Here is a 15237-nt window from a genome sequence, read left to right as displayed (position 1 = left end):
ATCACGCCAGCACTTTGCGCCCCGCAACGCGGCCCGAAAACAGGCAGCCGCCAAGGAACGTACCCTCCAGCGCATTATAGCCATGCATGCCGCCGCCGCCGAAACCCGCCACTTCGCCGGCGGCATAAAGGCCCGGCACCGGCGCACCGGCACCATCCAGCACCCGCGCCTCAAGATCGGTGTGAAGGCCGCCAAGCGTCTTGCGCGTCAGCACATGCAGGCGCACGGCAATCAGTGGCCCCATTGCCGGATCAAGCAACCGGTGCGGTTTTGCCGTCCGCATCAACCGGTCACCGAGATAACGGCGCGCGCCGTGGATGGCCGTTACCTGCGCATCCTTGCTGAAACCGTTTTCGATTTCGCGGTCGCGCGCTTCTATCTGATGGCGGATATAGTCTATATGCAGCCGGTCGTCGCCGCTGATGGCATTCATCGCCGTCACGAGTTCTTCGAGCGTATCCCGAACGGCGAAATCTTCGCCGCGCTCCATGAAGGCACGCACCTGCCCCGGCGGTTCCTTGCCCAACCTCTTGAGCAGCAGCCTTATATCCTTGCCGGTCAGATCAGGATTCTGCTCCGAGCCTGAAAGCGCAAATTCCTTTTTGATGATCGCCTTGGTTAGAATGAACCAGCTATGGCCGCTGCCGCGTTCGCCCAGCATTTTAAGTGTGCCGAGCGTATCGAAACCCGGCATGGCGGGGGCGGCGAGGCGGTTTCCATCCGCATCGCACCAGAAGGACGAGGGACCCGGCAGGATACGGATACCGTGACCCGGCCAGATCGGATCGTGGTTCTTCACACCCTCGGTATAATGCCACATGCGGTCACGATTGATGACGGCTCCGCCGGCGGTTTCCGTAATGGCGATCATGCGGCCATCCACATGCGCGGGAACACCGCAGACCATGCTGGCAGGAGGCTCGCCCAGCCGTTCCACCGGCCAGTTGCGCCGCACCAGTTCCTGATTGCCGCCGATGCCGCCGGAACTGACGATGACCGCCGCAGCGGCGAAGATAAAATCGCCCTGCTCTTGCCGGCTGCTCTCCTGCCCGCGCTGCACGGGGTCGGCTGCGAGAACCGCCCCTGAAATACCGGTCACCCGACCGTCGGCGATCTCCAGACGATCAACCCGGTGGCGAAAGCGAAAGGTCAGCCGGCCGGTTGCCGCCATGGCCTTCGCCTTTTTTACGAAAGGTGCAAGTACGCCCGGACCCGTGCCCCAGGTTACATGGAAACGCGGAACGGAATTGCCATGGCCGTGGGCGAGGCTGCCACCACGCTCGGCCCAGCCGACAACGGGAAACCAGCGCATGCCCATGCGGTGCAGCCATTCGCGTTTCTCACCGGCAGCAAAATCGAGATAGGCCTCCGCCCAGCGGCGCGGCCAATAATCTTCCGGACGGTCGAAACCGGCCGAACCGAGCCAGTCCTGTCTTGCAAGATCGAGACTGTCTCGCACCCGCATCCGGCGCTGTTCGGGACTATCGATGAAAAACAGACCGCCCAGCGACCAGAAGGCCTGCCCGCCAAGGTTCTGCTCGCCCTCCTGATCCACGACGCAGACGCTGAAACCCCGCTCAGCCGCCTCGGTTGCCGCCACCAGCCCGGCAAGCCCCGCACCGACAACGATCACATCATAGCCTTCCATCAGCCCCTCCCAGATATGACGGAATTACTTTTACGCGAACGTAAATTTACTTTTATCAGAAGGCAACCGCGATGACGCGGTCCGCGATTTCAACGCTCGGTAAGCTTGAGTTCGATACGGCGGTTCTGCTGCCGTGCTTCCGGCGTATCGCCTTCGGCAATCGGCTGATATTCGCCGAAACCGGCGGCGACCAGACGGTTTGCCGGAACGCCCTTGGAGATCAGGAATTTCACCACCGAGGTGGCGCGGGCCGAGGAGAGCTCCCAATTGTCCCGGTAACGGCCGGAACCGGAAAGCTGAACATTGTCCGTATGGCCGTCCACACGCAGCACCCAGTTGATCTCAGCCGGAATCTCCTTGGCGAGATCGAGCAGCGCGACAGCCAGCTTCTCCATCTCCGCCTGCCCTTCCGGGTTGAGTTCATTGCCGCCGGAGGGGAAGAGCACTTCGGACTGGAAGACGAACCGGTCACCGACGATGCGGATGTTTTCGCGATCCGACAGGATTTCGCGCAGCCGCCCGAAGAAATCGGACCGATAGCGGTTCAGTTCCTGCACCCGCTGCGCCAGCGCGACATTGAGACGGCGGCCGAGATCGGCGATCTTGACCTGAGAAGAGGCGTCCTTGGCTTCCGATGCCTGAAGCGCGGCTTCCACCGAGGCAATCTGCGCTCTCAGCGCCGCAATCTGCTGGTTGAGCAATTCGATCTGTGCGGAGGCGCGGGAATTGGCCTGTTTCTGGTCGTCCAGCTCGCCGGTCAGGCTACCGATCCGGGCATTGGCGCTTGCGTTGTTGCCCGACCCCGCATCGAGAAGCGACTGCAGGCGCGAGCGCTCGTTTTCGGATGCGGCAAGGGTGGATTGCAGGCTCGCGAGCGCGTCCTCAATATCCTGCTTGTTGCCTTTTTCCATGGCCAGAAGTTCGGTCAGTTCGGCAATCTGGCTGTTGAGACGTGTCAGCACTTCATCCTTGCCGGTGATTTCCCGCGACAGAACGAATTGCGCCAGCACGAAGACCGTGAGCAGAAACATGATGGCCATGAGCAGCGTCGACAGCGCGTCGACGAAACCCGGCCAATAGTCCACACCCCTGTCGCGGCGGCGGTTGCGCGCAAGCGCCATGGCTACTCGCTCCCGTTATCGTGCCGGGTGCGTCCGGAAGATTTCGTGTCGCTGTCGATCCGCGCCGACAGCCGGTCGAGCGTGCGGCGGAGCGATTTCGATTCTTCCTGCTGCGCTTCGATCCAGTCACGCAACATCTGCTGTTCGCTGCGCATGTTCTTGACCAGGCCCTGAATGCCTTCGGCAAGGCTGGTCATGGCCGCAAGCGAGCGCTCGGTACTGACCACGGCGCCGGGTTCGCCCTTGAACTCCCGCGGCCCTTCCGTCGTATCCGTCACCGAGGAAAGCCAGTTTTCGAGCTGGGTATAGAAACGATTCTGCGCACGACCGGCCTGAAGATCGAGGAAGCCGAGAATCAGCGAACCCGAAAGACCGAGCAGCGACGAGGAAAAGGCCGTTCCCATGCCCGCTAGCGGCGCAGTCAGGCCGGCCTTGAGGGAGCCGAGAATATCGTTGCTGTCGCCGGCGCTCGGATCGAGCGACTGGATGACATTGCTGATGGCGCCAATGGTGCCAATCAGGCCCCAGAAGGTGCCGAGCAGGCCGAGAAACACCAGCAGGCCGACAAGATAACGCGATGTGTCACGCGTCTCATCAAGGCGCGTCGCGATGGAATCGAGGATCGTCCTTTGCGTAACGGCAGAGAGCCGGACTTCGCCACGCTTACCGATCAGCGTGCTCATCGGCGCAAGCAGCTTGGGCGCACGGCCGACCTTTTCGACGCTGCCGGCAGCACGAAAGGCATTGAACCAGCGAACTTCGGAACGCAGGCTCATCGTCTGCGTGAACACCAGAATGATGCCGATGGCCAGCACACCGAGAATAAAGCCGTTGAGCCCCGGATTGGTCATGAAGGCGGTGTGGGCCTGCCGGTAAAGAATGGCCGCCAGAAAGCCCACGAGGATCAGAAACAGAACCATCGTCCAGAGAAACGGTGTCGGGCTGGACAGCTTGTGGCTGTATTGCCGTGTGGTCACCGGTTTCTCGACGCCAAGATCGAGCAGCTCCGAATCCGCCATAACGTTCGCATTCCCTCTGGTCAGCTATCCAGCGGAAGCTATTTGAAAATTGCGACGATTTGAAGCGAAAAGCCGGTCTTTCGTCACAGGCGTTTCACGAAAACAGCCTGGAACCGGATGACGAAAAACAAAAACACCCGGCGAATATTCGCCGGGCGCCTAAAACTTGCAGAAAACGGCAGGTTTTCCGCCGAAAACCAATCAGCGGCCCGGAATGGGACGGTTGGCGACCTCAACGAGCGCCTTGTGGATATATTCGTTGCCGGCAGCCACGGAGCTGCTGCCGAAGATATCCGTACCGCCCTTGATGTCGGAGGCAAAACCGCCGGCTTCACGAATCAGCACGAGGCCTGCCGCCATGTCCCAGGGCGAAAGATCGGCTTCCCAGAAACCGTCGAGACGGCCAGCGGCAACATAAGCGAGGTCGAGCGAAGCCGCACCCATGCGGCGGATGCCGGCTGCCTCACCCATGACGTGGCGAAGTTCAACGAGGAACTTGCCGTGATTGCCGCGGCCGAGATGCGGCACGCCGCAGCCGATGACGCAATCGGTCAGCGCCTTGCGCGCAGCGACGCGGATGCGGCGATCGTTGAGGAACGCACCGCCGCCGCGCTCGGCGGTGTAGAGTTCGTCGGTGGCCGGATTGAAGATCACGCCAGCGACGACTTCACCGTTACGCTCGAGCGCGATGGAAACCGCGAAATGCGGAATGCCGTGCAGGAAGTTGGTGGTGCCATCCAGCGGATCGACGATCCAGCGATGTGCGCCGTCCGTGCCTTTTTCCTCGCCGCCTTCTTCACCCAGAAAGTCATAGGTCGGGCGGGCCTTCATCAGCTCGTCGCGCACGATCTTCTCGGCTTTCAGGTCCGCCTGCGAGACGAAATCGCTCGGTCCCTTGACCGAGACCTGAAGGTTCTGCACTTCACCGAAGTCACGCGACAAAGACTTACCCGCCTTGATGGCGGCCTGAACCATGACATTGAGAAGGGCTGAACGGGCCATCGATGTTGTTTCCTGGAAAGCTTGCGAACCGCCCGGAAGCTCACCGGGCAGGCACGTCATTATTTTCTTGAATTGAAAGTTTGCGGTTCAAGACCACAAAACGCGCGGAAATTCAAGGCAAAAAGCCCATGGGTCGACGCCGGTGCCGGAAGGCTCCCCTTCCATCACGTCGGGCGGAAACGATTTGCGGCCTCAATCGCCTTCTTCTGCTGCTCGTCGGTGATGCCGAGATAAAAGTCCTCGAGAGACGGATCCTTCAACCCGGCGCGGCGGGAAAGCACATACCATTTGGCCGCTTCGACCGGATCGGGCCGGGTGCCGAGCGCCTGAATGTAAAGATGCGCCACCTTGTTCTGCGCCACGACATTGCCGCGCTGTGCCGCGCCGTAGAGCCAGCGGAAGCCCTCATCCAGATTGCGCTCGCCGCCGAAACCATTGACCAGCCAGATGCCGAGATCGACCTGCGCGGTATCGTATCCAGCCTTCGCGGCCCGTGTCAGCCAGTCCCGCGCCTTTGCCTTCTTCTCGGCGGGCACATCCTTGAGCGACCAGTAAATCTGCGACACCGCATATTGCGCATCGGCAATGCCCTGTTCAGCGGATTTCTCATAGAACGGCAAAGCCATCAGCAGGCCCTTGGCGCCGGGATTTTCCGAAACCAGTATTTGACCCCAGTTGAACTGGGCAGAGGCGTTGCCGGCTTCCGCCGCACGGCGCATGAAATCGTCGGCCTTCGCCTTGTCGCGGGTGACGAATTTGCCTTCCATCAGGATCAGCGCGAATTTGAACATGGCGACGGGATCGCCACCCTGAGCCGCCTGCTGATACCAGAAAGCAGCGGTCTTCTCGTCACGGGCGATGCCCAGACCACGCGACATCATTTCCGCCACCAGCGTCTGGGCGGCTGCATCACCGTTCTGCGCGCGGTTCAGCGCCTTGTCGAGCGCCTGCACATATTCGCCGCGCTGGAAATGCCCGTAAGCTTCGTCCACCCGGCCCTTGAATTCCTTTTCAGGCGGCAGCGCCGGCAACTCCGCACCCATGCGCTGATAGACATTCACGCCTGCCGACGGCTGCAAGTCCTTCTGCTCTTCTGATTGCACCCTGCCCTGACGGGTCGGCTGAGCCTCATTTTCCAGCTGGCGGGACAGCGCATTGCTTTCGCTCTGCGGCCCGGACTGGGCAAAAGCGACACCCGCCGGGGCGCCGAAAGCGAGCGCCAGCAGCGAAACGGAAAGGCAGAGGTGAACCGAGCGCATGATCATCGCCTGTATCAACCGTCAAACCGTGGCGCTTTTTCGTCAAGCAGGGCGTTGATTTCAGAAACGGCCTGGGCAGCGCCACTGGCGTTATCGAAAACACCGCTGCGCATCGCCACGAACTCCACACCGGTCTCGGCCACTGCAACCACCGAGGAGACATCGGTACCACCCATGACGATGGCCGGGATTTCGATCATCGAGGCCCACCACTCGCCGAGCGCCAGATTTTTGGGGTGGGCTTCCGGCTTGATGTCGCCTTCGAGCTTTCCGAAAAACACATAATCCGGATTGGCCTCGCCCTGCTCCAGCGCCTTGTGACGGTCATCCGCATTGCCGCCGCCGACGATGAGCTTCGGGGTGAATTTTTCCACGGCCTCGGCAAGCGCCTCGCCATTGCCAACCACATGCAGGCCATCCGCCTTCACGCGACCGGCAACGCGGCTGTCACCGGCGATGAGCGCTGCCGCACCTGCCTTCTGGACAACCGGCACGATCAGCTCGGCGCGTTTCTGGAAAGCGGCGTCATCCAGACCATATTGCGGAATGATGACGGAAGCGACATCGCCGCCCCGCAATGCGTCTTCCACCTCTGTCGCCTGCTTTTGCGCGTCGTCCGATTGCGGAACGATCAGGACAAGGCGGCAACGATCTTCAACTAGGGTCATCGGTTCGTCCATTTCAGACAGAAGACGCTTACCGCGCAATCTGCACTCGTTTTCATATGACAAATCCGATAAACCGGACCGGCGAAAGGATCAACCGTCCATCCATGCTCACCGATTTTCATTTTTATCTCGTCGCCATCCCCGCAGTCGTGCTCGTCGGCCTTTCCAAGGGCGGGCTGGGCGGCGCTCTCGCTCTTATGGGCGTGCCCTTGATGGCGCTTGCCGTATCGCCCGTGCAGGCGGCGGCCATCTTCCTGCCGATCCTGATCGTCATGGATATCGTGGCGCTTTTTGCCTGGCGGCACTACAACCACCGGGAAACGCTCCTCATCATGCTGCCGGGCGCAATCGCCGGTATCGCGCTCGGCTGGGCGACCTCGAGTCTCATTTCCGCAGACGCCATGCGTCTCGTCGTCGCCTCTGTCACGATCCTGTTCGTGCTGCGTTATTTCCATGAGAGCTTCAAAAGCCGCAAGGGCCAGGAAATCCCGGCCAAGCCGCAAAGACCGGCTGCTGCGACCCTCTGGTCCAGCCTGTCGGGTTATGCGAGTTTCGTGGCCCATGCGGGCGGTCCGCCCTTCCAGATCTATGTTCTGCCGTTGAAGCTCGATCCAAAGACCTATACCGGCATGAGCGTGCGCTTCTTCGCCATCATGAATGCGATCAAGCTCATTCCCTATTTCGCGCTCGGCGCGCTGGACGCCACCAACCTCAAGACATCGGCAAGCCTGCTGCCGGTGGCGATGCTGGCGACGCTTGCCGGCGCCAGGGTGGTGAAATATCTGAAACCCGCCGTGTTTTACCCACTCATGTATGCCATGGCGCTGATTGCGGCGCTTAAACTGCTGTGGGACGGACTGCCGTTCTAAATCCGACAATAAAAAAGCTCTGGCAGCAGGTTTTCGCCGCCAGAGCTCGAAAAGCTCAGACCGTTGACTCCTCATTCATCGAGGGCCGCGGCCTGGCATAAATCAATGTCTTGTCGAGGCCTTGAGCCTCTGCAGTTCATCCTTCAGGCGCAGTTTTCGACGTTTAAGGTCCGCGATCTCTCTATCGTCAGACGACGGGGAAGCAAGAATACTTTCGAGCTCCTCCTCCAGAGCACCGTGTTTCTTTTCGAGCGATGCAATATGAGCCTGAATGGTCATGCGGCACGTCCTTCCTTTTTGAACCTACCTCCAGCTCTCCATCGCTGGAGTTTCAGGTTTGCGACGACAATGTGACACGGATCGACCGGCTTGTCGAAGGCGAAATGAAGGCAATAAGTGGGCAATTTGGTCGCAAGGGATAACTTCCCGTTACCGCGATTTGATGATAGAGCCTCCAGAACGGATGACATACGCGCCGGACACTCTCCGGCTGGCATAAAATGGGGATGACGAGATGCCCGATCAGGACCAGGCGGACATCAGGCTCACGCTGGCGCGGCTGCGCCAGGAGCATGAGGATTATGACGCGGCGATCAACGCGATGATCCAGACCAGCTGCGATGCGCTGAGAATACAGCGCATGAAAAAGAAGAAGCTGGCCGTCAAGGACAAGATGACCCAGCTCGAAGACCAGGTCATTCCCGATATCATCGCCTGAGCCCGGAGACATTACGTGACAGCAGAAACGCCCCCCGTCGCCATCATCATGGGCAGCCAGTCCGACTGGGAGACCATGAAGAACGCCGCCGATACGCTGGATGCGCTCGATATCGAATACGAAGCCCGCATCATTTCCGCCCACCGTACCCCGGACCGGCTTTATGACTTCGCCAATGGCGCGAAGGACGAAGGCTTCAAGGTCATCATCGCCGGTGCGGGCGGCGCCGCCCATCTGCCGGGCATGACGGCCGCCATGACGCCGCTTCCGGTCTTCGGCGTTCCGGTTCAGTCCAAGACCATGTCCGGTCAGGACAGCCTCTATTCCATCGTGCAGATGCCCGCCGGCATTCCGGTCGGCACGCTCGCCATCGGCAAGGCCGGCGCGATCAACGCCGCCCTTCTCGCCGCCGCGGTGCTGGCGCTGAGCGACGAGGACCTCGCCGATAGGCTGGATGCCTGGCGCGCGCGCCAGTCGGCGGCTGTCGCGGAATATCCCATGGACAGCGCTCAGTGACGACAAAAGTGATGGCAAAGACGACCAACCTGACCATCGGCATCATCGGTGGCGGGCAGCTCGGGCGTATGCTGGCGATGGCCGCAGCCCGTCTCAACCACCGTACCATCGTACTGGAACCGCAGGCCGATTGTCCGGCTGCGCAGGCCTGCAACGAGCAGATTGTGGCGGAATATGACGATGAAAACGCGCTTGCGGAACTCGCAAGCCGTTGCGATGTCGTGACCTACGAATTCGAGAACGTGCCTGTCACGGCCGCCGAAAAGCTCAGCCTCTCCGTTCCCGTCTATCCGCCTCCGAAAGCGCTCAGCGCCTCGCAGGACCGGTTGACGGAAAAACGCTTCCTCAACGGCTGCGGCATCCCGACCGCCGATTTCCGCGCCGTGGACAGCCAGGAAGAGCTGGAGGCCGCATTGGCCGCCTTCGGCGGCAAGGGCGTGCTGAAGACCCGCCGCATGGGTTATGACGGCAAGGGCCAGCGTCTTTTCCGCGGTGAGGAAGACCTTACAGGCGCTTTTGCGGCGCTCGGCGGCGTGCCGCTGATTCTCGAAAGCTTCATCTCCTTCGAGCGGGAAATTTCGATCATTGCCGCCCGTTTCCTGGATGGGACCGTCACCTGCTACGATCCCGCCGAGAATGTCCATCTGAACGGCATTCTGCACACATCAACCGTTCCGGCAGCGCTCGCCAATGCCGCGAAGGCGGTCGCCGTGGAGTCAGCAGAGAAGCTTCTGGCCGCGCTCGAATATGTCGGCGTCATCGGCATCGAATTCTTCGTCCTGCCGGATGGTTCGCTGGTCGCCAATGAAATGGCGCCGCGCGTTCACAATACCGGCCACTGGACGGAGGCGGCCTGCGTGATCTCGCAATTCGAGCAGCATATCCGGGCCGTATCGGGCCTTACACCCGGCAGCACGGATCGCCATTCGGATTGCGTCATGACTAACCTCATCGGCGATGACATCGACGATGTACCGGCATGGCTGTCGAAAAAAGACTGTCTCGTGCATCTCTACGGCAAGACGGAAGCACGACCGGGCCGCAAGATGGGCCATGTGACCGAGCTTTTGCGCACAGGAAAAGCCTAGTCTTTTAAGGCAAAGACACGGGCAAGTGTTGACAGGCAGGGCTCAAACGGGTATCTGCCTGCCAACCGAAAAGAGCGCGCCCCGTTGCGCGCTTTTGATTGTTTGAATAAGCACGGCAGAAACCGTGCAAAACTGCGGACCAGTAAAATGAAGATCAAGAATTCGCTTAAAGCGCTTAAGGCCCGTCATCGCGATAACCGCCTGGTTCGCCGCAAGGGCCGCGTCTACATCATCAACAAGCAGAACCCGCGATTCAAGGCTCGTCAGGGCTGATTGACTGCGACTGCGGTTCGCGATCAAGCTCGCGGATCACTTTGTTGACAGAGCAGAAGTTTGCATTTGATATTGGGCGCAGTCGGGTTAAGCTTTAACCCATGCGCCCAAATCGTTTTTGCACGGCTATCATCCTCGCCCAGGGCTTCCTGTTTTCAAGCCTCCCGCTTCCGGGAATGGCTGCTATTGCCCATGCGGCGGACGGGCAACCGCCTGCTGTCGCGGACTCCGTCCCTTCACCCGCCAAGACGATCGACACGCTTTTCGCATCGCTGAAAAAAGAACGGAATGCGGTCAAGGCGCGCAGCATCGCCAACCAGATCGCCTCAGAATGGAATGATTCCGGCAGCGCAACGGTCAACCTGCTGATGCAATGGGCGGGCGAAGCCGCCGACGAAAAGCGCAACGCCGCCGCTTACGATTTTCTCGACCAGGTCATTCTGCTCGATCCGGACTATGTGCAGGCGCCCTATCGCCGCGCCATGGTGCATTTTGCCGATGGCGACACCCGCAAAGCGATGGCGGATATCAACCTGACACTGGAAAGGGAACCGCGCTATTTTCCGGCGCTGGCAAGCCTCGCCAACATCCTCGAAGCCTCGGGCCGGGAGGAGCTGGCACTGAAGGCCTGGGAGCGTTATCTGGCGCTCTACCCCGCCGACAAGGACGCCCGCAAGGAGGCCGTCGACCTTTCGGAAAAGCTGGCCGGCACGCGCGGCTGATATCGATACCACTGATTTTATTTATTGGATTTAGCAGGGCTATATTTTGGCAGAGCAGAATGAATTTAAAGCAGCCGAAAGTCTTTTAAACTCCATCGGAGACAATCCGAGTTTCGATATAAGCGAGTTCATAGATCGAATTTCCGTGACTGAGGATTGGGGGAAACTCATCGTCGCCCATATCTATCTGGATCACATCGTCACTGAAGTTTTGAACACGCATCTCGATCATCCCGCCTCATATTTCAATGGTCACAGATCGTTCGCTGAGAAACTCAGCCTATGTCAGGCGCTGGGATATTTTCATGATGAATTCGGCAATGTTCTAAGGGCCGTCAATAACTTACGGAACAGGTTTGCGCACAAACTGATATTCCACGTTTCGGACGAAGAGAAGCGCAATTTGTTTCGTACTCTCACGACGGAACGCGCCACATCCGAAGTGACCCGGCCAGGCGGTTTCGAGGAGTTTCTGTTTACAGTCGTAATGTTTGCAGAGATTTCACGATCTGCGGAAAAGCGCCAAGCCGAATTGTCAAAAGAGCACAAATTCGTAAGTGAAAAAATCCTGGAGCTTCTTATCGCCAACAAGGACGTGTTGGACAATAAGATTTAGCTGCAGGGCGCACCCGGAAGTCGCCCCACAGCTAGCTGTTGATTACTCCATGCCAAGCGCAGCCATATACGTCTGAAGAATGGTTTCTTCCTCGATACGCTCGTTGGCGTCCTTCTTGCGCAAGCGGATAATGGTGCGGATCGCTTTGGTATCGTAACCACGGCCTTTGGCCTCACCGATGACGTCCTTGATATCGCCCTGAATGGCAGCCTTTTCTTCTTCCAGACGTTCAATCCGTTCAATAATCTGGCGCAGTTCTGCGGCGGCGACGGTTTCGGTGGTGCTGGTATCGTCCATCATATCATCCTTTACTGGCGGCCCGCATGCGAGCCTTGTTCATTATATCCGGGCGAAGCCTTCGCCGGTCGCTGCCGGCGGGCAGCAGAATTCCGGCCTGTGAACTGCCCACTGAAAGGCGTCGCGTCAAGTCGTTTCCGTCGATCGGGGTTATTCCCTGGGCCTGTTCTGCTCAAAGGCGGCTTTCTGGGCATCACTCGCCTCCGCCTGATATTTTTCCTTCCAGTCCTCATAGGGCATGCCGTAGACGATTTCCCGGGACTCTTCCTTGCTGAGCGGAACACCGGCCTCCTCGGCCGCCTCCCGGTACCAGTTGGAAAGGCAGTTGCGGCAAAAGCCGGCGAGATTCATCAGGTCGATGTTCTGCACGTCGTGACGTTCGCGAAGGTGCCGCACGAGACGGCGAAATGCCGCCGCTTCGAATTCGATCTGCCGATTGTCGTTTTCATTCGTCATGGCAAAACTCCAGGCTCAATAGGGACCGGTGCGGGAGGCGAACAGCTGATATTCATGCAGGACGGGATCGTCGTTCATTGCGGCGAAAATGGGAGCGAGCCGGTCCGACCATTCGGCGATTCCCTCTTCATTCGCGATCAAATCCTGCCGAACCTCGAGAAGCGCATGCGGTATGCCCTTCATCATGCAATGGCGATACATGGTATCTCCCTTGAGCGCCCCGTCATAGGGTTCGTTGTCACCGACGAGGATGTCGCCCGTGGCCCGCAGATGCGCCAGAAGCGGATCGACCGCGCGATGATCCGTATCCCACAGAACCGCCGCATGCCACGGCCGCGGCGTTTCCTTCCAGAACGGCGTATAGGAATGCAGCGACAGAACCAGCGGCGCTTCTTCCGAGGCCTCGGCCACGCCGGTCAGCACACGGTCCACGGCATTGTGATAGGGCCGGTGAAAAATCTCGATCCGCCTCTGCCATTCCTCGTCCGAAATCGGATGGTTGCCGGGGATGATCGCCCCGTCCGAAATCTTCATGATGAGAGTGGGATCATCCTCGCCGCGATTCGGATCGATCAGCAGCCGGGAAAACCGCCCGAGCACCGCCGGCACGCCCAGGCGCGCGGCAAGTGAGCGCGTCAGCCCCTCTATACCGATATCAAATGCGATATGGCGATGAAAAGCGGTTTGCGGAAGGCCAAGTTTGCCGTAGTGTGCCGGCAGGAGGTTCATGGCATGGTCCGCCAGAAGAACCATGCCTTTGTCATAATCGCCTTCTATGATTTCATAGGGTATGAAGTCGTTCATCGATGATTTTCTGGGGCAGGATTGAGGAGAGAAGCTTGATGGCATGGCTTGAGGCCGGGCGCAAGTTGCGGCGAAAGAACAGCCATCTACCTTATCGCACTCACGATCCCACGAACAATATAATCGATTAAAATCGCGTTGACTTTCTTGGGCGGCCACGCCAAGAAGTGTGTTCATTATAACCATGGAATCCGGATGGAAGCCGTGACTCAGTCATCTCTCGCTCTTCCTCGCCACTTTCGGCATATCGCCCGTCTTTTTTCCGCAGCGGCATTGTTTCTGACCCCGTTCATGATCGCGGCGCCCGCGCATGCGGATTTTCGCGTGTGCAACAGCACGCAGAACCTCGTGGGGGTCGCAATCGGCTACCGGGCACAGGAGGGCTGGGTCAGCGAAGGCTGGTGGCAGGTCCCCTCCTCGACCTGCGCGACGCTGATCGAGGGTGAGCTGCAGTCACGTTATTATTATCTCTATGCCGAAGATGCCGCCCATGGCGGCCGCTGGACCGGTGACGTCAACATGTGCGTGGCGGAAAACGAGTTCAAGATCAACGGCGTGGACGATTGTTTTGCCCGCAGCTTCCAGAGAATGGGTTTCAAGGAATATGACACGGGCAGACAGGGCAGCTGGATGGTCCAGCTCTCCGATACGCCAGGCACACAGGGAAATCAAAACTGATGAAGCGTAACCGCAAAGTCAAAATTCTTGCAACTCTCGGCCCGGCCTCTTCCGAAGAGGCGATGATCGAGAAGCTGCATCTTGCTGGCGCAGATCTTTTCCGGATCAACATGAGCCATGCGAGCCACGACGTGATGCGGACGCTCATTCAGCGTATCCGTTCTGTCGAGAGCCGTACCGGCCGCCCCATCGGCATTCTGGCCGACCTGCAGGGTCCCAAGCTGCGCGTCGGAAAATTCGCCGAAGGCAAGGTCGAACTCGTTCCGGGCCAGACCTTCACGCTGGACAATAACGACACGCCCGGTGACAACACCCGCGTTTTCCTTCCCCATCCGGAAATTCTCGAGGCGGTCAAGCCCGGCCATCGCCTGCTGATCGATGACGGCAAGCTGCATCTGCGCGCTGAAAAGAGCGACGGCAAAAGCATCGTCACCACCGTCATTTCCGGCACCCGCATTTCCGACCGCAAGGGCATCAGCCTGCCCGATACGCTGCTCGGCGTCGGCGTTCTGACCGACAAGGACCGCGTCGATCTCGACGCCGTTCTCGCCACCGGCGAAGTCGACTGGGTGGCGCTTTCCTTCGTCCAGCGTCCGGAAGACCTTGCGGAAGTGCGCAAGATCGCACGCGGCCGCGTCGGCCTGATGTCCAAGATCGAAAAGCCGCAGGCTGTCGAGCGCATCGAGGAAATCATCGAGCTTTCCGACGCGCTGATGGTCGCCCGTGGCGATCTCGGCGTCGAAATGCCGCTGGAAGCCGTTCCGGGCATCCAGAAGCAGCTGACCCGCGCCTGCCGCCGCGCCGGCAAGCCGGTCGTGGTCGCCACGCAGATGCTGGAATCGATGATCACCGCGCCTGTGCCGACCCGCGCCGAAGTCTCCGACGTCGCCACCGCCGTCTTCGAAGGCGCGGATGCCATCATGCTTTCTGCTGAATCCGCCTCCGGCGACTACCCGGTCGAAGCGGTTTCCACCATGGCCTCCATTGCGAGCACCGTGGAGCAGGACCCCTATTATTCCAATATCATCTATGCGCAGCGCGCCCAGCCGGAACCGACCGGCGCCGACGCCATTTCGCTTGCCGCCCGCCAGATCGCCGAAACGCTGAAGCTTGCGGCAATCGTCACCTATACGTCCTCCGGCACGACCGGTCTGCGCGCCGCGCGCGAACGGCCGCAGGTTCCGATCATCGCGCTGTCGCCGATCATCCAGACCGCCCGCCGCCTGTCGGTCGTCTGGGGCCTGCACTGCGTCGTCACCGGCGATGCCAGCGACCTCGACGACATGGTGAACCGCGCTTGTCGCATCGTGGTTTCCGAGGGTTTCGGCAAGCCGGGCGATCGTATCATCATCTCCGCAGGCGTGCCGCTCGGCACCCCCGGCGCAACCAACATGGTACGCATCGCCTATATCGGCTCGGACGGCCAGAGCGGCGTGTAAAGCTTCAATATCCCGCATAAAAAACCCGCCGGTAACGGCGGGTT

19 protein-coding genes are annotated in these 15237 nt (G+C 59.8%); 9 read left to right on the top strand and 10 right to left on the bottom strand.

What is annotated here, in order from left to right:
- Position 1 precedes the first annotated feature (1 nt).
- The 6 genes from ACQZ5G_RS10330 to ACQZ5G_RS10305 all read right to left on the bottom strand — a co-directional run bounded on the left by ACQZ5G_RS10330 (position 2) and on the right by ACQZ5G_RS10305 (position 6717).
- Positions 2-1648, bottom strand: a complete 1647-nt coding sequence (locus tag ACQZ5G_RS10330; RefSeq protein WP_448737748.1) for an FAD-binding dehydrogenase — start codon at positions 1646-1648, stop codon at positions 2-4.
- Positions 1649-1737: 89 nt separating this feature from the next.
- Positions 1738-2769 carry a peptidoglycan -binding protein gene (locus tag ACQZ5G_RS10325; RefSeq protein ID WP_035262896.1) on the bottom strand — a complete coding sequence of 344 codons (1032 nt, stop codon included), beginning with the start codon at positions 2767-2769 and terminating at the stop codon, positions 1738-1740.
- Positions 2770-2771: 2 nt separating this feature from the next.
- Positions 2772-3788 carry a hypothetical protein gene (locus ACQZ5G_RS10320; RefSeq protein WP_003520359.1) on the bottom strand — a complete coding sequence of 339 codons (1017 nt, stop codon included), beginning with the start codon at positions 3786-3788 and terminating at the stop codon, positions 2772-2774.
- Positions 3789-3989: 201 nt separating this feature from the next.
- Entirely contained in the window at positions 3990-4790 is an 801-nt protein-coding gene (locus ACQZ5G_RS10315; RefSeq protein WP_035262908.1) for an inositol monophosphatase family protein, read from the bottom strand.
- 164 nt (positions 4791-4954) lie between these two features.
- Complete coding sequence (locus ACQZ5G_RS10310; RefSeq protein ID WP_035262893.1) at positions 4955-6055, bottom strand: tetratricopeptide repeat protein; 1101 nt, start codon at positions 6053-6055, stop codon at positions 4955-4957.
- Between the two features lie 8 nt (positions 6056-6063).
- Entirely contained in the window at positions 6064-6717 is a 654-nt protein-coding gene (locus ACQZ5G_RS10305; protein ID WP_035262906.1) for a thiamine phosphate synthase, read from the bottom strand.
- 104 nt (positions 6718-6821) lie between these two features.
- On the opposite strand from ACQZ5G_RS10305, the gene ACQZ5G_RS10300 reads away from it, so the two are divergent.
- Complete coding sequence (locus ACQZ5G_RS10300) at positions 6822-7586, top strand: sulfite exporter TauE/SafE family protein (RefSeq protein ID WP_065656505.1); 765 nt, start codon at positions 6822-6824, stop codon at positions 7584-7586.
- A 102-nt stretch (positions 7587-7688) separates the two neighbouring features.
- Here the strand turns inward: ACQZ5G_RS10300 and ACQZ5G_RS10295 are convergent, their stop codons facing one another.
- Positions 7689-7865, bottom strand: a complete 177-nt coding sequence (locus ACQZ5G_RS10295) for a YdcH family protein (protein ID WP_003506164.1) — start codon at positions 7863-7865, stop codon at positions 7689-7691.
- Positions 7866-8100: 235 nt separating this feature from the next.
- On the opposite strand from ACQZ5G_RS10295, the gene ACQZ5G_RS10290 reads away from it, so the two are divergent.
- From ACQZ5G_RS10290 to ACQZ5G_RS10265, 6 genes are all read left to right on the top strand, one after another.
- Entirely contained in the window at positions 8101-8304 is a 204-nt protein-coding gene (locus ACQZ5G_RS10290; protein WP_003497661.1) for a YdcH family protein, read from the top strand.
- A 48-nt stretch (positions 8305-8352) separates the two neighbouring features.
- On the top strand, positions 8353-8820 hold the full coding sequence (gene purE / locus ACQZ5G_RS10285; RefSeq protein WP_035236741.1) for a 5-(carboxyamino)imidazole ribonucleotide mutase: 468 nt from the start codon (positions 8353-8355) through the stop codon (positions 8818-8820).
- Between the two features lie 11 nt (positions 8821-8831).
- The gene (locus ACQZ5G_RS10280) at positions 8832-9908 is read left to right on the top strand and encodes a 5-(carboxyamino)imidazole ribonucleotide synthase (RefSeq protein ID WP_448737749.1); all 1077 of its coding nucleotides are present in this window, start codon (positions 8832-8834) and stop codon (positions 9906-9908) included.
- A 147-nt stretch (positions 9909-10055) separates the two neighbouring features.
- A complete protein-coding gene (gene ykgO, locus ACQZ5G_RS10275; protein WP_003497670.1) occupies positions 10056-10181 on the top strand; it encodes a type B 50S ribosomal protein L36 in 126 nt (41 codons plus the stop codon).
- Positions 10182-10282: 101 nt separating this feature from the next.
- Positions 10283-10903, top strand: coding sequence for a hypothetical protein (locus tag ACQZ5G_RS10270; protein WP_448737750.1), 621 nt, complete (start codon positions 10283-10285; stop codon positions 10901-10903).
- Between the two features lie 46 nt (positions 10904-10949).
- Complete coding sequence (locus tag ACQZ5G_RS10265) at positions 10950-11519, top strand: hypothetical protein (protein ID WP_448737751.1); 570 nt, start codon at positions 10950-10952, stop codon at positions 11517-11519.
- A 42-nt stretch (positions 11520-11561) separates the two neighbouring features.
- Here the strand turns inward: ACQZ5G_RS10265 and ACQZ5G_RS10260 are convergent, their stop codons facing one another.
- The 3 genes from ACQZ5G_RS10260 to ACQZ5G_RS10250 form a co-directional block, all read right to left on the bottom strand.
- Entirely contained in the window at positions 11562-11819 is a 258-nt protein-coding gene (locus tag ACQZ5G_RS10260) for a DUF2312 domain-containing protein (protein WP_026364047.1), read from the bottom strand.
- Positions 11820-11966: 147 nt separating this feature from the next.
- Complete coding sequence (locus ACQZ5G_RS10255) at positions 11967-12272, bottom strand: DUF1244 domain-containing protein (protein ID WP_137453630.1); 306 nt, start codon at positions 12270-12272, stop codon at positions 11967-11969.
- Positions 12273-12287: 15 nt separating this feature from the next.
- Entirely contained in the window at positions 12288-13076 is a 789-nt protein-coding gene (locus ACQZ5G_RS10250; protein WP_020012241.1) for an N-formylglutamate amidohydrolase, read from the bottom strand.
- Positions 13077-13367: 291 nt separating this feature from the next.
- On the opposite strand from ACQZ5G_RS10250, the gene ACQZ5G_RS10245 reads away from it, so the two are divergent.
- Both ACQZ5G_RS10245 and pyk read left to right on the top strand, forming a co-directional pair.
- Positions 13368-13754, top strand: a complete 387-nt coding sequence (locus tag ACQZ5G_RS10245) for a DUF1036 domain-containing protein (RefSeq protein ID WP_020012242.1) — start codon at positions 13368-13370, stop codon at positions 13752-13754.
- The gene (pyk, locus tag ACQZ5G_RS10240; RefSeq protein WP_003520375.1) at positions 13754-15193 is read left to right on the top strand and encodes a pyruvate kinase; all 1440 of its coding nucleotides are present in this window, start codon (positions 13754-13756) and stop codon (positions 15191-15193) included. Before ACQZ5G_RS10245 ends, pyk begins: the two co-directional genes overlap by 1 nt.
- Positions 15194-15237 lie beyond the last annotated feature (44 nt).

The organism is Agrobacterium sp. 22-214-1, from assembly GCF_053522465.1.
This window is presented reverse-complemented; position numbering and strand designations above follow the sequence as displayed.